Here is a 21,370-nt window from a genome sequence, read left to right on the forward strand (position 1 = left end):
CGCAGGAGGTCCCGTGTCCCGATCCATCAACACCGTCGCGGTGTTCGGACTGGGGAAGGTCGGCGAGCTCGTCGCCGACCTCCTGGTCCGCGCCCAGTTCTCCGTCGTCGGGTACGACGCAGCGCCGCGCGACGACCTGCACTTCGCGTCGCACGCCGTCGACGTCTCCGACACCACGGCCGTGCGCAAGGCCCTCACCGACGTCGACGCCGTCGTCTCCTGCCTGCCCTACCACCTCAACATCGCCGTGGCCGAGGCCGCGTACGACACCGGGACCCACTACTTCGACCTCACCGAGGACGTGCCCACCACCAACCGGGTGGTCGAGCTGAGCGCCAAGCGTCCGGAGTCGGCGTTCGTGCCGCAGTGCGGCCTCGCCCCCGGTCTCATCGGCATCGTCGGTGCCTCGCTCGCCGAGGGCTTCGAGCAGATCCGCAACATCGAGCTCAAGGTCGGCGCCCTGCCGCAGAACCCCACGGGGCTGCTCGGCTACGCCTTCAACTGGTCGGCCGAGGGCGTGGTGAACGAGTACCTCAACGACTGCGAGGTGCTGCGTTCGGGCCGTCGCCAGATGGTGCCCGCGATGACCGAGAAGGAGCGCGTGTTCATCGCCGGCATCGAGCTGGAGGCGGCGCTCACCTCTGGTGGTCTCGGCACCATGTGCCAGACCTACGAGGGGCGCGTGAGCCGCCTCGACTACAAGACGCTGCGCTACCCCGGCCACTTCCGCCAGATGCACTTCCTGTTCGACGAGCTCAACCTGCGTGAGCGTCGCGAGGAGGTCGGCCGCATCCTCGTCGACGCCAAGCCTCCGGTGAACGACGACATCGTCTACCTGCACGCCGCGGTCGAGGGCACCAAGGCCGGTCAACCCTTCCGCGAGAACTACGTCCGCGGCTACCTGCCCATCGAGATCGACGGCCGCACCTGGCGTGCCATCAGCTGGACCACGGCCGCCTCCGCGGTCTCGGTGGTCGAGCTCGTCGCCGACGGCGTGCTGCCGCACGCCGGCTTCGTCGCCCAGGAGGACATCCGCCTGACCGACCTCTTCGCCACCACCTCCGGCCAGCTCTTCGCCTCCCACGGAAAGGTCTCCCCGGCATGACCGACGTCAGCACGCGTGCCCTCGACATCCTCCAGCGCCTCGGCGCCGGTGATCCCTTCGACGCCGCGGGTGACCTGTCGGCGACGTCGCCGATCGATGGTCACGAGATGGGTCGGCTCGCCGCTCACTCCGCCGCCGACGTGGCCGACGCGGTGGGTCGTGCCCACGAGGCGTTCCTGCAGTGGCGCACGGTGCCCGCACCGGTGCGTGGCGCGTTCGTGCGTGAGCTGGGCGAGCTGCTGCGTGAGCACAAGGACGACCTCGGCGCCCTGGTGAGCATCGAGGCCGGGAAGATCCTGAGCGAGGGCCTGGGCGAGGTGCAGGAGATGATCGACATCTGCGACCTCGCGGTCGGGCTGTCCCGCCAGCTGCACGGCCTGACGATCGCGACGGAGCGTCCGGGTCACCGGATGATGGAGCAGTGGCACCCGCTGGGCGTCATCGGCGTCATCAGCGCCTTCAACTTCCCGGTGGCGGTCTGGTCGTGGAACGCGGCGCTCGCATTCGTGTGCGGTGACGCCGTGGTGTGGAAGCCCTCGGAGAAGACCTTGCTGACGGCGCTCGCGTGCCAGGCGCTGGCCGCCGAGGCCGCGCGTCGCACGGGTGCGCCGGAGCACCTGTCGCAGGTCGTCCTCGGGGCTCGCGAGGTGGGGGAGGCGCTCGTGGACGACCCGCGCGTGCCGCTCGTCTCGGCCACCGGTTCCACCCGCATGGGCAAGGAGGTCGCGCCCCGCGTGGCGGCGCGCCTGGGCCGCACGCTGCTCGAGCTCGGCGGCAACAACGCCGCGATCGTCGCGCCCAGCGCCGACCTCGACCTCGCCGTGCGTGGGATCGTGTTCTCCGCCGTGGGCACGGCCGGCCAGCGGTGCACGTCGCTGCGCCGCGTGATCGTGCACCACAGCATCAAGGACGAGCTCGTCGAGCGCCTCGCCAAGGCCTACGGCACGCTGCCGATCGGGTCGCCGCTGGAGCCGTCGACGCTCGTCGGACCGCTCGTGGACGAGACGTCGTTCCGTGCGTTCGGCGACGCGATCTCCCGCGCCCAGGGCGACGGAGGCACCCTCGTGACCGGTGGTGGGCAGGACGTCGCGGCCAGCGACGCGACTGGCGGTGGCTACTACGTGCAGCCCGCGATCGTCGACATGCCCGCCCAGAGCGACGTGGTGAAGGAGGAGACGTTCGCGCCGATCCTCTACGTCCTCGGCTACGAGACCCTCGAGGAGGCGCTGGTCCTGCACAACGACGTCACCCAGGGGTTGTCGTCGTCGATCTTCACCCTCGACGTCCGTGAGGCCGAGACGTTCCTCTCGGCCGTCGGGTCCGACTGCGGCATCGCCAACGTCAACATCGGGCCCTCCGGCGCCGAGATCGGTGGCGCCTTCGGAGGCGAGAAGGACACCGGCGGCGGCCGCGAGTCCGGCTCGGACGCCTGGCGCGCCTACATGCGCCGCGCGACGAACACGGTCAACTACTCCACCGAGCTCCCGCTCGCCCAGGGCGTGGAGTTCGTGTGAGTGGGGTGGGTCCCACCGAGCTGCGAGCGCGGTTCGCCCGGTCCCTCTCGGAGCTCTACGGCTCGGAGGTGCCCGCGTACACGACGTTGGTCGAGGCCTGCGAGCAGGTGAACGCCGAGGTGCTCGAGCGGCGCGGCGAGGACGCCGAGCGGCTCGGCTCCATCCAGCGCGTCACGGCCGAGCGGCACGGCGCCATCCGGGTGGGCACGGCCGCCGAGCTCGCCCAGGTGGGCCGGGTCTTCGGCGCGTGCGGCATGTACCCCGTGGGGTTCTACGACCTGCGCGAGGCCACCCCGCCGATCCCCGTCGTGAGCACCGCGTTTCGTCCCACCTCGCGCCTCGAGCTCGCGGAGAACCCGTTCCGCGTGTTCACCTCGGTGCTGGTGGTCGACGACCGGCGCTTCTTCGACGAGCGCACCGAGGCGCAGCTGCGGGAGTTCCTCGACGCGCGCACGCTGTTCCCCGACGAGCTGCTCGACCTCGCCGACCGCATGGAGAGCGAGCACGAGCTGTCCCACGACCAGGCCGACCGCTTCCTCGAGCTGGCCACCGCGTCCTTCGCGCTGTCCGACGAGCCGGTCGACCGCACCTGGTACGAGCACCTCGAGTCGATCTCGAGCGTCGCAGCCGACATCGGCGGGGTCACGTCCACCCACATCAACCACCTCACCCCGCGCGTGCTCGACATCGACGCGCTCTACGCGCGCATGGGCGAGCTGGGCGTCGAGATGATCGATCGCATCCAGGGCCCGCCGAGGGTGGAGTCGGGGCGGGGCGTCGACGTGCTGCTGCGTCAGACGTCGTTCCGGGCGCTCGACGAGCCGCGGCGCTTCCGCGAGGCCGACGGCTCGGTGGTCGAGGGACGACTGCGGGTCAGGTTCGGCGAGGTCGAGGCGCGCGGCGTGGCCCTGACGCCTGCCGGCCGCAACCTCTACGACGGGAGGGGCTTCCGCGCCTTCCCGACCACGGACGAGGACCTGCACCGCACCGGTCTGGCCTACTACACGCGCAACCACGCGGGCCGGCTCCAGCCGATCGTCTACGAGGACTTCCTGCCGAAGTCCGCCGCCGGCATCTTCGCCTCCAACCTGACGTCCGACGGCACGGCCGACGCACGCCGCCGCGCCTCGCTGCGTGACGCCGCCTGGATGCAGGAGGCGCTCGGCCGCGAGCTGCACGACCCCTACGCGCTCTACGAGCGCGAGAGGGCGGAGGCCGGGGCAGCTACTCGACGCGCTCCATGACGGACTTGTAGCCGGTCGCGGTCTGGGTGAACGAGTCCTCGCTGCACGTGTACTGCACGGGGCCGCTGCCGGGCTGCAGCTCCTGCTCGCTCTCCTTGCCGTCGGCCAGGCGCACCGTGAGGCTGCCGTCGACGTCGCCGAGCACGAAGCTCATGGTGTCGCCGCTCGTGCTCACGTCGTAGGTCACGGTGCCCTCGAAGATCGCCTCGCCGCCCGCGGCCTCCAGGGCGAGCGTGGCGGGCGTGCCGTCGTAGGTGACCGTCTCGGTGCCGTCCTCGGTGATCTCGAGCGTGCGCTTCACGTCGGAGATGGTGAACTTCCCCTGCTCGGTGTCGACCGTCTCGGTGTGCTCGGTGGTGCGCCAGGTGCCGACGAGGCACGCGTCGAGGCCGCCGGTCGCTGCGTCCTGGTCCGCCGGTGCCTCGCTCGAGGGGGCGGACCCGCCGGCTGCGGAGGGTGTCGTGGCGGTGTCGCCGTCGGACGAGCGCCCGAACGCGAACCCCGCGGCCACGGCGCCTCCGATCACCAGGACGGCGCCGAGCGTGAGGGCCACGACGACCCACGTCCGTGGTGGTTGCTTCGGTCCGCCCTGCGGCTCCGGCTGCGGAATCACCTGGGTGTCGTCGTCCATCGATGCCCTCCCGAGACGTGGTCCTGCGGCGTGCTCGCAGACACCCTCGCACGGATCGATGGCCGCGTCGACGTCTCCGTCCCGACTCGTGCTCGCCCCTGCGTCCTGACGCCTTCGCGTCGGTCCTGGCGTCGTCGATCGACACGAAGGGGTCAGAACGCGGAACGGGGCGGGTCAGACCCAGATGGGGGCGCCGTCGGCGGGGTCCTCGGGGAGGCGCAGCGCCGTGCCGCGGGCGATGCGGCGTGCCGTCCACGCGGCGGCGCCGGCGTCGAGCAGGTCGTCGAGGGCGGCTCCGCGTGGCGGGCTCGTGGGGAGCTCGATGCCCTCGGAGCGCAGGAGTGCGCGACGTCGGGCCGCCCCCTCGGCGAGCTTCTTGCGCTCCACCAGCGGCTCGCCCGCCAGCTCGGCGAAGCTCGACTCCGGGTGCACCTCGTGCACGGGGACGTCGGGATCGGTGGCCAGCCAGTCGCGCACGTCGCGGATGGCGGGGAAGAGGCCGAACGACTGGCGGCTCAGGCCCAGGCCCGTGGCCTCGCGGTTCAGCCGGTTCGCCTCGGCGTACTCCGTGGCGTCGACGGCGGAGGCCGCCGGGGAGTTGAACACCGTGGACGCCCGACCTGGCAGACGTCGGCGTGCCTCCCGCTCCGCTGCGCGCCCCTCCGTCTCGGGCAGCTCCAGCGGGATGTCGATCCCCACGACGTCGACCGGTCCCGCCGCGCCGACCAGCTCGCCGATCGTGGGCGCGACGAGGACCAGCACGACGTCGTCGTCGCTCCAGCGCACCCCGATCCAGCCGCCTCGGCAGCCGTCGACCCCCAGGACCTCCACGTCGGCATCGTGGCACCGTCCGTGGACCGTGTCGGTGGGCGGGGGCATGCTCGAGCCATGAGCCGAGACGTGCAGGTCACCATCGACTGTGCCGGGCCGGGTGCCCTCGCCGTCTTCTAGGCCGAGGTGCTCGGCTACCAGGTGCAGCCCCCACCACCGCCCTTCGCGTCGTGGGAGCAGGCCCTCGACGCGTTCGGCGTGCCGGAGTCCGAGCGCGACTCGCGGTCCGCGGTGGTCGACCCCGCCGGCGTCGGTCCGCGGGTCTTCTTCCAGAGGGTCCCGGAGGGCAAGGCGGTCAAGAACCGCGTCCACCTCGACGTCAGGGCCGCGCCGGGTCTGGAGGGCGAGGAGCGGATGGCCGCGCTGCAGGCCGAGTCGAAGCGCCTGCAGGGTCTCGGCGCCCGCGAGCTCTACCGCGTCGAGCCCGACGGCGGCATGGAGGCCGGGTTCATCACGATGGCCGACCCCGAGGGCAACGAGTTCTGCCTGGACTGACGGCCTCGCCGGCCCCGAACCGTCGGCACGGCCAGGCATGATGGTGCAGTGAGCCTCTATCGCGACCAGGGTGTGGTGCTGCGCACCCACAAGCTGGGCGAGGCCGATCGCATCATCACGCTGCTCACCCGTCAGCGCGGTCTCGTCCGCGCGGCCGCCCGGGGGGTGCGCAAGACGTCGTCGCGGTTCGGCGGCCGGCTCGAGCCCTTCATGCACGTCGACCTCCAGCTCGCGGAGGGGCGCACCCTCGACACGATCGTGCAGGTCGAGACGCTCGGTGCCTACGCCCGCGACCTCGGTCTCGACTACCCGGCCTACACGGCGGGCACGGCGATCCTCGAGACCGCCGAGCGCCTCGTCACGCACGACGGTGAGCCGGCCGTGCAGCAGTACCAGCTGCTCGTCGGCGCGCTGGCCGCTCTCTCGACGCGGCGTCAGCCGCCGAGCACGCTGCTCGACTCCTACCAGCTGCGGGCGCTCGCGGTGGCCGGCTACGCCCCCAGCTTCTCCGGCTGCGCCCGGTGCGGGCTCGAGGGACCGCACCGCAACCTGCACGTCCCCTCCGGCGGCATGCTGTGCGACGGCTGCCGCCTGCCCGGGTCGTCGGCACCCTCGCCCTTCGCCGTCACGCTCCTGGCCGCGCTGCTCGCGGGTGACTGGCCGGTGGTCGCCGAGGCCGACGACCGCACCCGCCGCGAGGCCGCCGGTATCGTCAACGCGTACCTGTCGTGGCACCTGGAGCGCGGACTGCGCTCCATGGGGCACGTCGACCGTTGAGCCACCCCGAACCCGGCCAGGAGTCATGAGCCCCGCACCCGCCCGTCCTGCCCGCGGCCGCCCCGAGCCGCGCGCGCCGGAACCGCACCCGTCGGGTGCCCGCCCGCCCCAGCTCGAGCCGCACCAGGTGCCCCGCCACGTCGCGGTGGTCATGGACGGCAACGGGCGGTGGGCCAAGGAACGCGGCCTGCCGCGCACGGAGGGTCACAAGCGTGGCGAGTTCGCCCTGCTCGACGTCGTCAAGGGCGCGATCGAGGTCGGGATCGAGGCCGTGAGCGTCTACGCCTTCTCCACCGAGAACTGGAAGCGCTCGCCCGAGGAGGTCCGCTTCCTCATGGGGTTCAACCGCGACGTGGTGCACCGTCGCCGCGACGAGATGCACGCCCTGGGGGTGCGGGTCCGCTGGGCGGGTCGTCCTCGCCGGCTGTGGCGCAGCGTCATCAACGAGCTCGAGACGGCCGAGCGCCTCACGCGGCACAACGACGTCCTGAGCCTCACCATGTGCGTCAACTACGGCGGCCGGGCCGAGATCGCCGACGCCGCCGCGGCACTCGCCCGCGACGTCAAGGCGGGCAAGGTCGACCCCGACCGCGTCACCGAGCGCACCTTCGCCCGCTACCTCGACGAGCCCGACCTGCCCGACGTCGACCTGTTCTGGCGCACGTCGGGCGAGCAGCGCACGAGCAACTTCCTGCCGTGGCAGTCGGCCTACGCCGAGCTGGTGTTCTCCGACATCGCCTGGCCCGACGTCGACCGGTTGGCCCTGTGGGCCGCGGTCGAGGAGTACGCAGGTCGCCAGCGTCGGTTCGGGTCGGCATGAGCACGGACGGCATGGAGAGGGGCGGCATGGACACGGGCGGGGGCGCACCCGTGCGCGGACCCAAGGCACCACCTCGGCGCCTGCTCACGGACTGGACCACCACGGCCGGCGTGGCCGGCGACGGGCTCGCGGCCCTGGTGGCCGCCGACGACGCGGTGGCCGAGGCCATCCATCTCGCGACGCTGGGCTACGAGGTGTTCGTGCTCGACACCGTCACGCCCGACGACTCCACGCCGCCGCGGGTGCACGTGGTGCCGATCTCCGCGGCCGACGTCCCGGAGGTCTGGCACGACCGGTTCGCTCTGGTCGTGGCCGACGTCGCGTCGTCGGCAGCGGTCGTGCCGTGCGTGGCCGAGGCCGGTCTCCTCGTCGTCATCGGCGAGGCGCCGGTGCCGTCCGACCTCGCGCCCGGCCTGGTCGAGGTGCGTGTGGAGGTGGGCCCCGATCCGGACTCCCCGGTCGTGGAGCGGTTCCGGGCGGTCCACGCCCGGCTGTGAGCGTTCTCTACGATCCCTGCATGCGCCTGCGTCGAACCGCCGTCCTGCTCGCCGTCGTCCCGCTGCTGGGTCTCGCCGCCTGCGGCGACGACTCGGACTCCTCGGACGCTGCCTCCGACGAGGGGTGCTCGTGGGTCGAGACCGGTGGTGCGGCCAAGCAGGTCGACCCGCCGGCCGACGACGCGGAGCCGGCGGGCTCGGTCGTCATCACCATCAACGGGCAGGACGTGCCGGTCGAGCTGCTCCCCGAGCCGGTGTGCGCGACCACGTCGTTCACGTCGCTCGCCGAGCAGGGCTACTTCGACGACGCCCCCTGCAGCCGCGTCAGCGACCCGACGGCCGTGCCCTACGGCATCATCCAGTGCGGCGACCCGACCGGCACCGGGACCGGTGGGCCGGGATACTCCTTCGCCGACGAGCTGACGGGGGAGGAGGCCTATCCGGCGGGCAGCGTCGCGATGGCCAACGCCGGACCCGACACGAACGGCTCGCAGTTCTTCCTGAACTTCGCCGACTCGGACTTCCCGCCGGACTACACGGTCTTCGGCACGATCTCGGCGGACGGCCTGGCCGCGCTCGAGGACGTCGCCTCGGTCGGCGCCGAGGGTGGCGCCCCCGACGGACCGCCGGCCGAGCCGATCGTCATCGACTCGGTCCGTCCGGTCGAGTAGCGCCTGCCCCGGCTCGGTAGGGTCGAGGCATGCGTGTAGCCAGGTTCGCCGGGGACGACGATCCCCGTTTCGGAGTGGTCGGTGACGAGGACGGCACCCCCACGATCGCGGTGCTGAAGGGTGACCCGCTGTACGCGGGGTACGAGCTCACGGGCCAGAAGGTCGCGATCGACGACGTGCGCCTGCTGGCGCCGGTGATCCCCCGCAGCAAGGTGGTGGGCATCGGCAGGAACTACGCCGCGCACGCGGCCGAGCTGGGCAACGACGTGCCCGAGAGGCCGCTCGTCTTCCTCAAGCCCAACACCAGCGTGGTCGGTCCCGGTGACCCGATCGTCTACCCGGCTCAGAGCTCGGACGTGCACTTCGAGGGCGAGCTGGCCGTGGTGATCGGGCGCATCTGCAAGGACGTGCCCGCCGAGGACGTCGACAAGGTGATCTTCGGCTACACGGTGGCCAACGACGTCACCGCACGAGACCTGCAGCGCACGGACGGCCAGTGGGCCCGCGCCAAGGGCTTCGACAGCTTCTGCCCGCTCGGCCCGTGGATCGAGACCAACCTCGATCCCGCCGACCTCCGCGTCACCACCGAGCTCGGCGGCGAGGTCAAGCAGGACGGCCGCACCAGCGACATGGTGTTCTCCGTCGCCGACATCGTCGCCTACGTCTCCTCGTTCATGACGCTGCTGCCCGGCGACGTCATCCTCACCGGCACCCCTGACGGCGTCGGACCGATGCAGGTCGGCGACTCGGTGAGCGTCACCGTCGAGGGCATCGGCACCCTCACCAACCAGGTGGTCTCCCATGACTGACGTCAGCCCCGAGACGACCAGCACCGCTTCCGTCCCGACCGTGGGCGACGACGTGCCGGTGGTCGCCCGCTTCTGCCCCTCGCCGACCGGCAACCCGCACGTCGGCATGGCGCGCACGGCGCTGTTCAGCTGGGCGTACGCACGCCACCGCGGTGGCCGCTTCGTGTTCCGCATCGAGGACACCGACGCGAGCCGCGACAGCGAGGAGTCCTACGACCTGCTGATCGACGTGATGCGGTGGCTCGGCCTCGACTGGGACGAGGGCGTCGAGGTGGGCGGCCCGAACGGGCCGTACCGCCAGAGCCAGCGGATGGACGTGTACGCCGACGTCGCGCAGCGCCTTCTCGACGCCGGACTGGCGTACAAGGCCTACGACACCGCCGAGGAGCTGGAGCAGCGTCGTGACGCGGCGCGGGCCGCCGGTCGGCCCAGCGGCTACGACGGACTGCACCGTGACCTCACGCCCGAGCAGCGGGCCGCTTACGAGGCCGAGGGCCGGCAGCCGGTCATCCGGTTCAAGATGCCGCAGAAGGACTGGACCTTCGACGACCTGGTCCGCGGACCGATCACGTTCGGCGCCGAGAACGTGCAGGACTTCGTCATCGTGCGCGCCAACGGTCAACCGCTGTACACGCTGACGAACCCCACCGACGACGCGCTCATGGGCATCACCCACGTGCTGCGCGGCGAGGACATCCTCAGCTCCACGCCCCGCCAGATCGCGATGTACGAGGCGTTCGCGCAGATCGGCCTCGGTCACGGCATGGTCCCGCGCTTCGGCCACCTGCCCTACGTCACGGGCCAGGGCAACAAGAAGCTGTCGAAGCGCGACCCCGAGTCCAACCTCCTCGGCTACCGGGAGCAGGGCTTCCTGCCCGAGGGGCTGCTCAACTACCTCGCCCTGCTGGGCTGGTCGCTCCCCGCGGTCGACGGCGTCGAGCGCGACGTGTTCACGCTCGAGGAGATGGTCGAGGCCTTCGAGATCTCCCGCGTCAACCCCAACCCGGCCCGCTTCGACCTCAAGAAGTGCGAGGCGATCAACGGCGACCACGTGCGGCTGCTCTCCGAGGAGGACCTCCGCGCCCGGCTCGTGCCGCGGTTCGCGTCCGAGGGCCTCGTGCAGGATCCGCCCACGGAGGCGCAGAGCGCCATGCTGGCGGCCGCGGTGCCCCTCGTCCACGAGCGGATGGGGCTGCTCACCGAGGCCGTCTCCATGCTGCGGTTCCTGTTCGTCGACGGGGCGGACTTCACGATCGATCCCGACGACCGCGCGAAGCAGCTCGACGAGAAGGGCCTGGAGGTGGTGCAGGCCGCCCTCACGGCGCTGGAGGCCATCGGCTCGACCGTCGAGTGGTCGACGCCCACGATCGAGGGCGCGCTGCGCGCTGCGCTGGTCGACGACCTGGGGCTCAAGCCGCGACTGGCCTTCGGGCCGGTGCGGGTGGCCGTGACCGGCAGCCGCATCTCGCCGCCGCTGTTCGAGTCGATCGAGCTGCTGGGTCGGACCCGCACGCTGGAGCGTCTGCGCGCGGCACTCTGACCGACCCGGACGTCGAGGCGGAGGGCCGCACCCGGTTTGGGGGAGCGCATCGGCGTCGGGTAAGGTTTCTCCCTGGTTCGGACGCCGTTCGCGAGGACGGTGCTCGATACCCCCATGGGGTATGGTGTAATTGGCAACACAGCGGTTTCTGGTACCGTCGTTCTAGGTTCGAGTCCTAGTACCCCAGCGAAGACCGGGTCTGTGATCCGGTCCGCGCCCCGTTGGTCTAGCGGTTATGACGCCGCCCTCTCAAGGCGGAGATCGCCGGTTCGAATCCGGTACGGGGTACGAAAGGGTGCTGTACGTGCCGCAGGCACGACCAGCCTCTTTCACACGGCTCCTCGGGGCCGGGGCCCCGTTGTGTAGCGGCCTAGCACGTCGCCCTCTCAAGGCGGTAGCGCGGGTTCGAATCCCGTCGGGGCTACCACGCACCACCGCAGACCCCTCGACCCCTGGTCGGGGGGTCTCGTGCGTTCCTGTGGTCGTGCCGTGCCGTGCCGTGTCGCTTCGCTCGGCACGGCGTCGTGCTGCGGCTGCTTCGGGGCTGGCGGGGCTTCGACCTGCGGCTGCGCTGCTGCGGCTGGGCCTCGACCTGCGGCTGCGATCCTCCGGCTGGGCCTCGACCTGCGGCTGCGCTGCGCCGGCTGGGCTTCGACCTGCGGCTGCGTCGCTGTGGCTGCGGGTCGACCTGCCCTCCGAAAGGGCCTCGACCGGCTGATGGGTCCGGGCTCGGGCGAGCTCTCGGAGCGCGGGTCGGGGGACGCAAGATTCTGCGTTCGTGCGTAAAGAGGCGAAGGATGCTGCGTTTGCTACGGGATCCCGTCGTGAACGCAGCATCGTTCGGGTTTGTGCACACGAAGGCAGAATCGTGCGTCCGCCAGGGCGACTCGTGCGGCCGGTGGGCAGGGATTCTCCCTTTGTGCGGACCGTTCCACGCGAAGGGAGAATCCCTGCCCGTACGGGGGCCCAAGTCGTCGCCACGATGCTTCCTTCGCGAGGAACGGTCCATGCGAAGGAAGAATCGTGCGTGAATCCCGCACCGATGGAGAATCGTGGCCGCGCCCGCAGACCCAGCCGGGGCCAGTCCCACCGCTCCGGTCGAGGCCCTTTCGGAGATCACCCCGACTCGGAGCCACAGCGACGCAGCATCAGGTGAGAACCCAGCCGCGCCCCGCAGACCCACCCGAGCCCAGACCCCTGCTCCGGTCGAAGCCCTTTCGGAGGGCAGGTCCACTCGCAGCCACAGCGACGCAGCAGCGCGGGAACGCCCAGCCGAGCGACGCAGCAGCAGGCCGGGACCTCGGCAGCCGAGGAGCGGCGAGGGGAGTGGCGGGAGGCGTGAGCCGGCGCCCCTAGGGTGGACCCATGCCTCCTGCTCGCATCGCCGTGCTCATCGACGCCGACAACGCTCCTGCCTCCAAGATCGGCGCGATCCTCTCGCAGGTCGCGAAGTCCGGGAACGCGCACGTGCGTCGCGCCTACGGCGACTGGAAGAACTCCCACCTCAAGGGCTGGGAGGGCCGGCTGCAGGAGTTCGCGATCGCCCCCGTGCAGCAGTTCGCCTACACGAAGGGCAAGAACGCCTCCGACATCGCCATGGTCATCGACGCCATGGACCTCCTGCACGCGGGCGTGGCCGACGGCTTCGCCATCGTCTCGAGCGACGCCGACTTCACGCCCCTCGTCATGCGCCTGCGACAGTCCGGCGCCGAGGTCCTCGGCTTCGGCGGGGAGAAGGCGCCCAAGGCGTTCCAGAACGCGTGCTCGACCTTCTACAAGCTGGAGACGCTGCGCGAGGACGACGACACCGAGGACGACACCGAGGACGACGCGGACGAAGCCCCGGACGACGCTCCGGCCGCCTCCAACGGCCGGGCTCGTCCCGCCTCGCAGCGCGCCTCCCAGCGCGTGGACGGCGCCAAGCTGCGCAGCGACCGACAGCTCGTGCGCATGCTCCGCACGGCCGTCGACGAGGCCGCCGACGACGACGGCTGGGCCCAGCTCTCCAAGGTGAGCGACCAGATCCGCAACCAGTCCTCGATCCAGCCCGGCAACTACGGCTACGCGAAGTTCAGCGGGCTCATCGAGGCGATCGACCTGTTCGAGGTCAAGCGCGCCGACGGCAAGTCGGTGATGGTGCGGCGGAAGAAGCGCGGCGGACGCTGACCCAGCGACGGAACGGCACGGCACGGCCGTGTCCGATTCCCGCCAGACGTACTTGCCCCCACGGGGCACGATGGTCGGCATGGAGGACTTCGACGAGCGCTACCGCGCGGTGAGCTCGCGCGACGAGCGCTTCGACGGGATGTTCTTCACCGCGGTGCGCACCACGCGCATCTACTGTCGTCCCTCCTGCCCGGCGACGACCCCGCTCGCCCGGAACGTGGAGTTCCACCGCACGGCCGCGGCGGCGGAGGCGGCCGGCTTCCGCGCGTGCCGACGGTGCCGTCCGGACAGCTCGCCCGGGTCGCCGGAGTGGGACGTCCGAGCCGACGCCGTGGGGCGTGCGGTCCGGCTGGTGCGCGACGGCGTGGTCGAGCGCGAGGGCGTTCCGGGGTTGGCGCAGCGGCTGGGCTACAGCGAACGGCACCTGAACCGCATGATCACCCAGGAGCTCGGTGTGGGACCTCTTGCGCTGGCCCAGTCGCAGCGCGCTCGCACCGCGCGGCTGCTGGTGGAGACGACCGACATGCCCATGTCCGACGTCGCCTTCGCGGCGGGCTTCGCGTCGGTCCGCCAGTTCAACGACGCCTTCCGGCGCGCGTACGACCGCTCGCCCCGCGAGATGCGCCGACGCGGCGCCGGTGGCTCGACGGCGGGGGAGTGCCTGCGACTGCGGCTCGCGCTCCGGCGCCCCTTCGACGCCGACGCGCTCGGGGGCTTCCTCGCCGACCACGCCGTGCCCGGGCTCGAGGTCGGTGAGGGACGCAGGTTCGCCCGGGTGCTCTCGTTGCCGCACGGCAGCGCCGTCGCCGAGCTCGTCCTGCACGACGACCACGTGGCGTGCCGGGTGCAGCTGCAGGACCCGCGCGACCTCACGGCGGCCGTCGCCCGGCTGAGGCACCTGCTCGACCTCGACGCCGACCCGGTCGCGATCGATCGAGCGCTGGGCGGCGAGGAGGGTGGGGCCGGGGACGGCGGTGCCAGCGATGGTGGGGCCAGCGATGGTGGGGCCGGGGACCTCGGCGCCCTGGTGCAGGAGCGACCTGGGCTGCGCGTCCCCGGCACGGTCGACGCGTTCGAGACGGCCGTGCGCACGGTCGTCGGTCAGCAGGTGTCGGTGAGCGGCGCGCGGACCGTCATCGGTCGGCTCGTCGCGGCCTCCGGGGAGACGGTCGAGCTGCCCCTCGCCCAGGAGCTCGGACTCACCCACGCGTTCCCGACCGCCTCGGCGCTGGCCGCGGTCGATCCCGAGACCCTGCCGATGCCCCGGTCCCGCGGGCGCACCGTCGTCGCCCTGGCCCGTGCGGTCGACGTCGGTGACCTCGTGCTGGACGGCGGCGTCGACCGCGACGCCGTCAGCCGCGCGCTGCTCGCCGTGCCCGGCATCGGCCCGTGGACCGTGGGCTACGTGCGCATGCGCGGGCTGGGCGATCCGGACGTGCTCCTCGAGACGGACCTGGTGCTCCGGCGGATCCTCCACGCCCGCGGGACCACCGACGCCGACGTCAGGCGGTGGGCGCCCTGGCGCTCGTACGCCGGGATGCACCTCTGGACCGAGCACCTGGCACGGCAGGCCTTGACCACGACGAGAGGATCGAGAGCATGAGCACCCGTTGGATGGACTCACCGATCGGCGGACTGCGCCTCCACAGCTCCGCGGGCCTCCTGACCGCGATCGAGTTCGGGGCCGAGCCGCACGGCCGTCCCGCCCCGGACCCGCTGCTGGACGACGCCCAGCAGCAGCTGCAGGAGTACTTCACGGGCGACCGCCGGAGCTTCGACCTGCCGCTCGCGAACGACGGCACCGAGTTCCAGCGCAAGGTGTGGGGCGAGCTGCGCCGGATCCCGTTCGGGGAGACGGCCAGCTACGGCGAGATCGCCCGACGTCTCGGCTACGAGCCCGTGATCTCGAGGGCCGTCGGCGCCGCCAACGGCGCCAACCCGCTGCCGATCGTCGTCCCGTGCCACCGGGTGGTGGGCTCGGACGGCTCCCTCACCGGCTACGCCGGGGGAGTGGAGCGCAAGAGGGTCCTGCTCGAGCTGGAGCGTCCGGGGCTCTTCTGAGGACTCAGACCTCGGAGGCGAAGACGACCCGGTTCTCGGTGTACCGGCCGATCCCGCGGTCGTAGGGTCCCGTGCAGGTGATGAGGCGGACCTGCGACCCCGCCGCCCTGCCGTAGACGTCCTCGGTGGGAAAGCGGCTGTCCTGCGGCACGTCGCGCACCTCGGTGACCTCGTAGGTGCGGCGCTGTCCGCGAGCGTCGAGGACGCTCAGCTGCTCGCCGACCTCCAGCTCGGTCAGCCGCGCGAACACGGCCGGCCCGGTGCGGGAGTCCTTGTGGCCCACGATGACGGTGGGGTAGGTCTCGCCCGGCTTGCCGCCGCCCGTGAACCAGCCGACGCGGGCCGGATCCTCGGGCACCTCGAGCTCGCCGGTCCCCGCATCGATGCCCAGGCCGACGAGCGACTCGTCCAGACCCAAGGGCGGGATCGTCACGCGGATCGGAGCTGCAGCGGCCCGCGGGGCCTGGCTCGTCGGCGCGGCCGTCGTGGTCGTCTCCGCCGGTCGCGGGGCAGGGGCCCGGTCCTGCCCGCCACACCCCGCGAGGAGCGTGACGAGCAGGACCAGGCCGGCCAGTCGGCGAATCTCAGGCACCCTGACGACGACGTGCGGCGACTGCGCCCGCAGCAGCGAGTCCGACGAGCGTCAGGGCGACGTAGGGAGCGGCCGGGGTGGAGCCGGCGGTTCCGCCCTCCCCGGTGTCGACCCCGTTGCGCGGGACCACGCGATCCTCGTCGTCGGCGTTCTCCTCACCGGCGTCCTCGTCATCGGTCCCGCCGCTCTGCGGACCGCCGGCACCGTTGGCCTCGTCCAGAAGCTCCTGGCTGAAGGCCAGCTGACCGCGCACGGCGCCGGGGACGTTGGCGGCCGTGTGGGTGTCGGCCGAGAAGCCGGCGGGGTTCGCCTCGATCTGGTCGAGGGTGAAGCCCGTGCCGGTGTCCTGGCCGTCCGTGCTCAGGCCGGTCGTGAACGGTCCTTCGGAGCAGCCGCTGCTGTTGCGGATGTCGGAGTCCTCCGGGCCGGGGTTCGGGAACGACAGGCGCGGGGGCCCGTTCTGGCCGGCCGGCGTCTGGTGGATGTGCGTGGCGGTGCGGGCGGCGCTCTGGTACGGCGGGTCGACGCCCTCGGTGGTGATGTCCCAGCAGATGATCTCCTCGTCGGAGTTGATCAGGAAGATGAACGTGCCGGAGCCGTCCTCCTGGCCCACGCCGACCGTGCCGTCGGGTCCGACGACCTGGTCGCCGGTCGCCTCGGCGACGAACGCGCTGGTGAAGGTCTCGGGGCGCTCGACCTGCTCCGTGGTGTCGGCTGTCGCGGTCGAGGCGAGTCCGCCGAGTGCCAGGGGCAGTGCGGCGGCGAGGCCGGCCGCTGCGGTCCATCGAGTCGATCGGGTCATGGTCGTCCCTTCGTCGTGTGGCGTCCGGCGACGCCGGTCGTGTCGGGATACGAGGCGGAGCGCCGGTGCGTTCACGAGGACGGCGAGGGATCTTCCCGAGAACGTTCGCGGCCGACGCGGCGTACACCTCTCCATGACCGCTTCCGTGACCGTGTTGCCGTGCCCCGGCGCGCCGACGGGCCTACCGTGGAGCAACCTCGCGAGAAGGGCGGTCCGGATGACGGCTGAGGGCTTCGACGTGCGCTCCGCGTACGCCGAGCACGGCCGTGACCTCCTGGGCTTCGCCGTGAACGCCGTGGGCGACCGGGGCCTCGCCGAGGAGTGCGTGCAGGAGACCTTCACCCGCGCCTGGCAGGCGCGCGAGCGCTTCGACGCCGCCCGGGCGTCGTCGAGGACGTGGCTGTTCGCGATCGCCCGCAACGTCGTGATCGACGCCCTGCGCCGCCGTGGGCGCCGCCCGATGACGCTGGTGCCGGACGTCCGGGAGCCGCGTGAGGTCCGACCGCCGGAGAGCGACCAGGTGGACGACCACGTCGGCCTGGTGTGGGCGCTGGCCCAGATCTCCGCGGACCAGCGCCGCGTGATCGTGGCGGTGCGCCTGGAGGGACTCACCTACGATCAGCTGTCCGAACGTGACGGGGTGCCCGTCGCGACGCTGCGCACCCGGATGTTCCACGGCCTGCGCGCGCTGCGTGTGCTGCTCGACGAGGAGGGAGCCTCATGACCACGCCCCAGGACCGCATCGACCAGCTGCTCGCGGCCGCTGCCACGGGCGACCTCGACGAGGCCGAGGCCGCCGAGCTGGAGGCGTTGGTCGCCGAACGTCCCGAGCTGCGCGCCGAGCTCGACGCGCTGCGCAGCGCCGTGGGGACGCTCGACGAGTGGGCCCTCGCGGGCGGTGCGTGGAGCGACGTGCCGCCCTCGACCGCGCTCGACGCAGCGATCGGCCGGATCGGGGCCACCGGAGCAGCGCCCGTCGGGCCTGCGCCCCGTCCCCGGTCCGCTCGTCGTCGGCTGGGGCTGGTCGCCGCCGCCGTGGCGCTCGTCGCGGCCGGCTCGGCGACCACGCTCGGCGTCCAGGCCGTCCTGGGCGACGGCACCGTCGAGGGCCCGCCCGGCACGCTCGGCGCCGTCGAGCGGCTCGCTCCCTCGGTCAGCGACGACAGCCCGCTGCCCGGGCGCGTCGACGCGGCGTTCGTCGCCCACACCTGGGGCACGGAGGCCGTGCTCGACGTCGCCGGCACCCGGCCCGGGGAGGTCTACGTCGTCTACGTCGTGGACGAGCAGGGGCGCGACGTGGAGGCGGGCGCCTTCCTGGGCTCGGCGGTGGAGGTCCACTGCCGCATGAACGCCGCCGTGCTGCGCGAGGACGTCGCGGGCCTGCGCGTCGCGGACGCCTCCGGCGTCACGGTGGCGACCGCCACGGCACCCACGCTGTGAGCCGGAGCCGGGGTCCGTGCAGGTTCACCTCCGCGTCACCTGCGTCTGCCATGATTCGGCCGAGTCCGACCATGCGAGGAGCGAGATGGCCAAGGTGAAGAAGTCCGAGAAGGCGTCCGGCGGCGCGAAGAAGTCCTCGAAGAAGGGCGGCCCGAGCAGCGCGAAGGAGCTGGCCAAGGCGCAGGGGCAGGTCGAGAAGCTGCGTGGCTCGGTGGATCAGCTCGAGCGCAAGCTCGAGAAGGCCAAGGGCAAGGCGGCGCAGTGGAAGGCCGAGGCTCGGCAGGAGCGTTCCAAGGTGGCCAAGCTCGAGGCCAGGCTCCGTCGCGCCACCCGTGACGCCCCTGTCGACCACGCTCCGCCCGCGGAGCGCGGAGACCTGCCCGTCGAGGAGTCGCCCGTCCCCGACGAGTCCTGGACCGTGGTGCGGCTGCGCGCGGCGGCCCGCGAGAAGCAGGTCCCCGGTGCGTCCCGGATGACGAAGGGCGCCTTGCTCGAGGCCCTGCGCGGGTAGACGGAGGTCAGCCGGCGCGGCGCAGGCTCTGGCTGAGCCGTTCCGCGGCGGCGGCCACGGCAGGTGCGTGCATGCGCCCCGGCTGCCGGGTCAGGCGTTCCAGGGGACCGGAGACCGACACGGCGGCGACCACCTTGCCGGAGGGGGAGCGGACCGGGGCGGAGACCGACCCGACACCCGGCTCGCGCTCGCCGACGCTCTGCGCCCATCCGCGGCGACGCACGGCGGACAGCTCGGCGGCCGAGAAGGTGGCCTTGAGCAGCCCCTTGTTCATGCGCTCGGGGTCCTCCCACGCCAGCAGGATCTGGGCAGCGGACCCGGCTGCCATGGTGAGCTGGCCTCCGACGGGGATCGAGTCGCGCAGACCGGTCGGCCGGTCCGCCGCCGCCACGCACACCCGGAAGTCGCCCTGTCGGCGGTACAGCTGCGCCGACTCGCCGGTGATGTCGCGCAGACGTGCGAGCACCGGACCCGCGGCGGCCAGCAGGCGGTCCTCGCCGGCGGCGGCGGCGAGCTCGCCGAGCCGCGGTCCGAGCACGAAGCGTCCCTGCATGTCGCGGGAGACGAGCCGGTGGTGCTCGAGCGCCACGGCGAGCCGGTGGGCCGTCGGCCGCGCGAGGCCGGTCGCGGCGACCAGCCCGGCGAGGGTGGCGGGTCCGGGCTCGAGGGCCGAGAGCACGAGAGCGGCCTTGTCGAGCACACCCACTCCACTGGCGTTGTCCATGCCTTGATACTGCCGTATCGTATGGTGAGACGCAAGTGCTAGGCTGACGCCGCACTGACGACGACGCAGAGGAGAGATGATCGCGATGGGCAGGACGCTCGCGGAGAAGATCTGGGACGACCACGTCGTCCGCACGGCCGAGGGCGAGCCCGACCTGCTCTACATCGACCTCCACCTCATCCACGAGGTCACGAGCCCGCAGGCGTTCGACGGCCTGCGGCTGTCCGGCCGTCCCGTCCGCCGGCCCGACCTGACCCTCGCCACCGAGGACCACAACATCCCGACGACGGACCTCGACAAGCCGATCGCCGACCCCGTCTCCCGCACCCAGGTCGAGACGCTGCGTCGCAACGCCGAGGAGTTCGGCGTCCGCTTGCACCCGATGGGCGACATCGACCAGGGCATCGTCCACGTGGTCGGACCGCAGCTGGGCCTCACCCAGCCGGGCATGACCATCGTGTGCGGCGACTCCCACACCTCCACCCACGGCGCCTTCGGGTCGATCGCCTTCGGCATCGGCACGAGCGAGGTCGAGCACGTGCTCGCCACCCAGTCGCTGTCGCAGGCCAAGCCGAAGATGATGGCCGTCGACGTCGACGGCACGCTGCCTCCCGGGTCGACCGCCAAGGACCTGATCCTCGCGCTCATCACCCAGGAGACGACCGGTGGCGGCCAGGGCTACATCGTCGAGTACCGCGGCGAGGCGATCCGTGCGCTCTCCATGGAGGAGCGCATGACGATCTGCAACATGAGCATCGAGTGGGGAGCGAAGGCCGGGCTCATCGCTCCGGACGAGACCACCTTCGAGTACATCCAGGGCCGCCCGCACGCTCCGCAGGGCGAGGCGTGGGACGAGGCCGTGGCGTACTGGACGAGCCTCACCACCGACGACGACGCCCACTTCGACAAGGTGATCCGGATCGACGCGTCCGAGATCACGCCCTTCGTCACCTGGGGGACGAACCCCGGCCAGGGCGCCCCGCTCTCGGGCACGGTGCCGGATCCGGAGAGCTTCGAGGAGCCGACCGAGCGCGAGGCCGCCGCGAACGCGCTCGCCTACATGGGTCTGGAGGCCGGCACGCCGCTGCGTGACATCAGCGTCGACACCGTGTTCGTCGGCTCGTGCACGAACGGCCGGATCTCCGACCTGCGCCGCGCCGCCGAGCTCATCGAGGGCCGCACGGTGGCCGAGGGCACGCGCATGCTCGTCGTGCCCGGCTCGGTGAGGGTTCGGCTGCAGGCCCAGGAGGAGGGTCTCGACCGGATCTTCACCGACGCCGGCGCGGAGTGGCGCGGAGCGGGATGCTCCATGTGCCTCGGCATGAACCCCGACCAGCTGACCCCGGGGGAGCGCAGCGCCTCCACGTCCAACCGCAACTTCGAGGGACGCCAGGGCAAGGGCGGCCGCACCCACCTCGTCTCGCCCGACGTCGCCGTGGCCACGGCCGTGCTGGGCCACCTGGCCAGCCCGGCCGACCTCGAGCCCGTCCCCGCGACCGCAGGAGCCTGATCACGATGGAGAAGTTCACCTCGCACACCGGCGTCGGCGCCCCGCTGCGGCGCAGCAACGTCGACACCGACCAGATCATCCCCGCCGTCTACCTCAAGCGCGTCACGCGCACCGGCTTCGAGGACGGACTGTTCGCGGCCTGGCGCAACGACCCCGAGTTCGTCCTGAACCGCGACGCCTTCCGCGACGCGACCGTGCTGGTGGCCGGTCCGGACTTCGGCACCGGCTCGTCGCGCGAGCACGCCGTCTGGGCCCTGCAGAACTACGGCTTCAAGGCCGTGATCAGCTCACGGTTCGGTGACATCTTCCGTGGCAACTCCGGCAAGGCCGGGCTGCTGGCCGCCCAGGTGGACGACAAGGTCGTGCAGCGCCTGTGGGACCACCTCGACGCGAACCCGGGCGCGACCGTCACGGTCGACCTCGAGTCGCGCACGGTGCGTGCCGGTGAGGGTCCCGACGCCATCGAGGACTCGTTCACGATCGACGACTACACGCGCTGGCGCCTGCTCGAGGGTCTCGACGACATCGCGATCACGCTCTCGCACGACGACGACATCGCCACCTACGAGAGCCGGCGCCCCGCGTTCAAGCCCGCCACGCTCTGACGGAACGCCCCGAGCGGCACCGGGG

Annotated in this window: 22 protein-coding genes, 3 tRNA genes and 1 pseudogene; 21 read left to right on the forward strand and 5 right to left on the reverse strand. The window is 72.1% G+C overall.

Annotated elements, in window-relative coordinates:
• Window positions 1-13: 13 nt before the first annotated feature.
• Genes NBW76_RS07960 through NBW76_RS07970 form a run of 3 tightly spaced genes read left to right on the forward strand, consistent with a single transcriptional unit; the run spans window position 14 to window position 3,863 of the window.
• The gene (locus NBW76_RS07960; RefSeq protein WP_082481972.1) at window positions 14-1,105 is read left to right on the forward strand and encodes a saccharopine dehydrogenase C-terminal domain-containing protein; all 1,092 of its coding nucleotides are present in this window, start codon (window positions 14-16) and stop codon (window positions 1,103-1,105) included.
• On the forward strand, window positions 1,102-2,619 hold the full coding sequence (locus NBW76_RS07965) for an aldehyde dehydrogenase family protein (protein WP_056555371.1): 1,518 nt from the start codon (window positions 1,102-1,104) through the stop codon (window positions 2,617-2,619). The genes NBW76_RS07960 and NBW76_RS07965 overlap by 4 nt, the downstream gene beginning before the upstream one ends.
• A 5-nt stretch (window positions 2,620-2,624) precedes the next feature.
• The gene (locus NBW76_RS07970) at window positions 2,625-3,863 is read left to right on the forward strand and encodes a VOC family protein (RefSeq protein ID WP_056555375.1); all 1,239 of its coding nucleotides are present in this window, start codon (window positions 2,625-2,627) and stop codon (window positions 3,861-3,863) included.
• Here NBW76_RS07970 and NBW76_RS07975 read toward each other — a convergent pair.
• Together NBW76_RS07975 and NBW76_RS07980 are read right to left on the reverse strand one after the other, a co-directional pair.
• The gene (locus NBW76_RS07975; RefSeq protein WP_055965360.1) at window positions 3,844-4,494 is read right to left on the reverse strand and encodes a hypothetical protein; all 651 of its coding nucleotides are present in this window, start codon (window positions 4,492-4,494) and stop codon (window positions 3,844-3,846) included. The genes NBW76_RS07970 and NBW76_RS07975 overlap by 20 nt on opposite strands.
• A 174-nt stretch (window positions 4,495-4,668) precedes the next feature.
• Window positions 4,669-5,325: a DUF429 domain-containing protein gene (locus NBW76_RS07980; protein ID WP_162237351.1), complete on the reverse strand. Its 657-nt coding sequence runs from the start codon at window positions 5,323-5,325 to the stop codon at window positions 4,669-4,671.
• Between the two features lie 57 nt (window positions 5,326-5,382).
• On the opposite strand from NBW76_RS07980, the pseudogene NBW76_RS07985 reads away from it, so the two are divergent.
• The 13 genes and pseudogenes from NBW76_RS07985 (at window position 5,383) to NBW76_RS08045 (ending at window position 15,161) form a co-directional block, all read left to right on the forward strand.
• Window positions 5,383-5,820 (forward strand): annotated as a pseudogene (locus NBW76_RS07985) (VOC family protein).
• Window positions 5,821-5,868: 48 nt separating this feature from the next.
• Window positions 5,869-6,597, forward strand: coding sequence for a DNA repair protein RecO (gene recO, locus NBW76_RS07990; RefSeq protein WP_055965369.1), 729 nt, complete (start codon window positions 5,869-5,871; stop codon window positions 6,595-6,597).
• Between the two features lie 25 nt (window positions 6,598-6,622).
• On the forward strand, window positions 6,623-7,417 hold the full coding sequence (locus NBW76_RS07995) for an isoprenyl transferase (protein ID WP_055965372.1): 795 nt from the start codon (window positions 6,623-6,625) through the stop codon (window positions 7,415-7,417).
• Window positions 7,414-7,914, forward strand: coding sequence for a hypothetical protein (locus NBW76_RS08000; protein ID WP_056555381.1), 501 nt, complete (start codon window positions 7,414-7,416; stop codon window positions 7,912-7,914). The genes NBW76_RS07995 and NBW76_RS08000 overlap by 4 nt, the downstream gene beginning before the upstream one ends.
• Window positions 7,915-7,934: 20 nt before the next feature.
• Window positions 7,935-8,585 (forward strand): peptidylprolyl isomerase, encoded by a 651-nt coding sequence (locus NBW76_RS08005; RefSeq protein ID WP_055965377.1) that lies wholly within the window; start codon window positions 7,935-7,937, stop codon window positions 8,583-8,585.
• Window positions 8,586-8,614: 29 nt separating this feature from the next.
• Window positions 8,615-9,394, forward strand: a complete 780-nt coding sequence (locus NBW76_RS08010) for a fumarylacetoacetate hydrolase family protein (RefSeq protein ID WP_055965380.1) — start codon at window positions 8,615-8,617, stop codon at window positions 9,392-9,394.
• A complete protein-coding gene (gene gltX, locus NBW76_RS08015; protein WP_056555384.1) occupies window positions 9,387-10,934 on the forward strand; it encodes a glutamate--tRNA ligase in 1,548 nt (515 codons plus the stop codon). Before NBW76_RS08010 ends, gltX begins: the two co-directional genes overlap by 8 nt.
• Window positions 10,935-11,049: 115 nt before the next feature.
• Window positions 11,050-11,121 (forward strand) — tRNA-Gln (locus NBW76_RS08020).
• Window positions 11,122-11,149: 28 nt separating this feature from the next.
• Window positions 11,150-11,222, forward strand: a tRNA-Glu gene (locus NBW76_RS08025).
• Between the two features lie 63 nt (window positions 11,223-11,285).
• A tRNA-Glu gene (locus tag NBW76_RS08030) sits at window positions 11,286-11,361 on the forward strand.
• A gap of 938 nt (window positions 11,362-12,299) precedes the next feature.
• Complete coding sequence (locus NBW76_RS08035; protein WP_055965385.1) at window positions 12,300-13,100, forward strand: NYN domain-containing protein; 801 nt, start codon at window positions 12,300-12,302, stop codon at window positions 13,098-13,100.
• A gap of 79 nt (window positions 13,101-13,179) precedes the next feature.
• Window positions 13,180-14,703, forward strand: a complete 1,524-nt coding sequence (locus NBW76_RS08040) for an Ada metal-binding domain-containing protein (RefSeq protein ID WP_156364826.1) — start codon at window positions 13,180-13,182, stop codon at window positions 14,701-14,703.
• Entirely contained in the window at window positions 14,700-15,161 is a 462-nt protein-coding gene (locus NBW76_RS08045) for a methylated-DNA--[protein]-cysteine S-methyltransferase (protein WP_055965391.1), read from the forward strand. The genes NBW76_RS08040 and NBW76_RS08045 overlap by 4 nt, the downstream gene beginning before the upstream one ends.
• Before the next feature lie 4 nt (window positions 15,162-15,165).
• Here NBW76_RS08045 and NBW76_RS08050 read toward each other — a convergent pair whose 3' ends face one another.
• Window positions 15,166-15,594, reverse strand: coding sequence for a class F sortase (locus NBW76_RS08050; protein ID WP_235493007.1), 429 nt, complete (start codon window positions 15,592-15,594; stop codon window positions 15,166-15,168).
• 151 nt (window positions 15,595-15,745) lie between these two features.
• Window positions 15,746-16,555, reverse strand: a complete 810-nt coding sequence (locus NBW76_RS08055; protein WP_056555390.1) for a CHRD domain-containing protein — start codon at window positions 16,553-16,555, stop codon at window positions 15,746-15,748.
• 217 nt (window positions 16,556-16,772) lie between these two features.
• Here NBW76_RS08055 and NBW76_RS08060 point away from each other — a divergent pair, with 217 nt between their 5' ends.
• The 3 genes from NBW76_RS08060 (at window position 16,773) to NBW76_RS08070 (ending at window position 18,506) form a co-directional block, all read left to right on the forward strand.
• Window positions 16,773-17,279 (forward strand): sigma-70 family RNA polymerase sigma factor, encoded by a 507-nt coding sequence (locus tag NBW76_RS08060; RefSeq protein ID WP_200931231.1) that lies wholly within the window; start codon window positions 16,773-16,775, stop codon window positions 17,277-17,279.
• Entirely contained in the window at window positions 17,276-17,995 is a 720-nt protein-coding gene (locus NBW76_RS08065; protein WP_056555396.1) for a hypothetical protein, read from the forward strand. Before NBW76_RS08060 ends, NBW76_RS08065 begins: the two co-directional genes overlap by 4 nt.
• Before the next feature lie 85 nt (window positions 17,996-18,080).
• A complete protein-coding gene (locus tag NBW76_RS08070) occupies window positions 18,081-18,506 on the forward strand; it encodes a hypothetical protein (protein ID WP_056555399.1) in 426 nt (141 codons plus the stop codon).
• A 7-nt stretch (window positions 18,507-18,513) separates the two neighbouring features.
• Here the strand turns inward: NBW76_RS08070 and NBW76_RS08075 are convergent, their stop codons facing one another.
• Complete coding sequence (locus NBW76_RS08075; RefSeq protein WP_055965411.1) at window positions 18,514-19,230, reverse strand: IclR family transcriptional regulator; 717 nt, start codon at window positions 19,228-19,230, stop codon at window positions 18,514-18,516.
• 85 nt (window positions 19,231-19,315) lie between these two features.
• On the opposite strand from NBW76_RS08075, the gene leuC reads away from it, so the two are divergent.
• Window positions 19,316-20,740, forward strand: coding sequence for a 3-isopropylmalate dehydratase large subunit (gene leuC / locus NBW76_RS08080; protein WP_055966407.1), 1,425 nt, complete (start codon window positions 19,316-19,318; stop codon window positions 20,738-20,740).
• 5 nt (window positions 20,741-20,745) lie between these two features.
• Window positions 20,746-21,345 carry a 3-isopropylmalate dehydratase small subunit gene (gene leuD, locus NBW76_RS08085; protein ID WP_055965413.1) on the forward strand — a complete coding sequence of 200 codons (600 nt, stop codon included), beginning with the start codon at window positions 20,746-20,748 and terminating at the stop codon, window positions 21,343-21,345.
• Window positions 21,346-21,370 lie beyond the last annotated feature (25 nt).

This window comes from Aeromicrobium sp. Leaf245, assembly GCF_942548115.1.
GTDB lineage: Bacteria > Actinomycetota > Actinomycetes > Propionibacteriales > Nocardioidaceae > Aeromicrobium.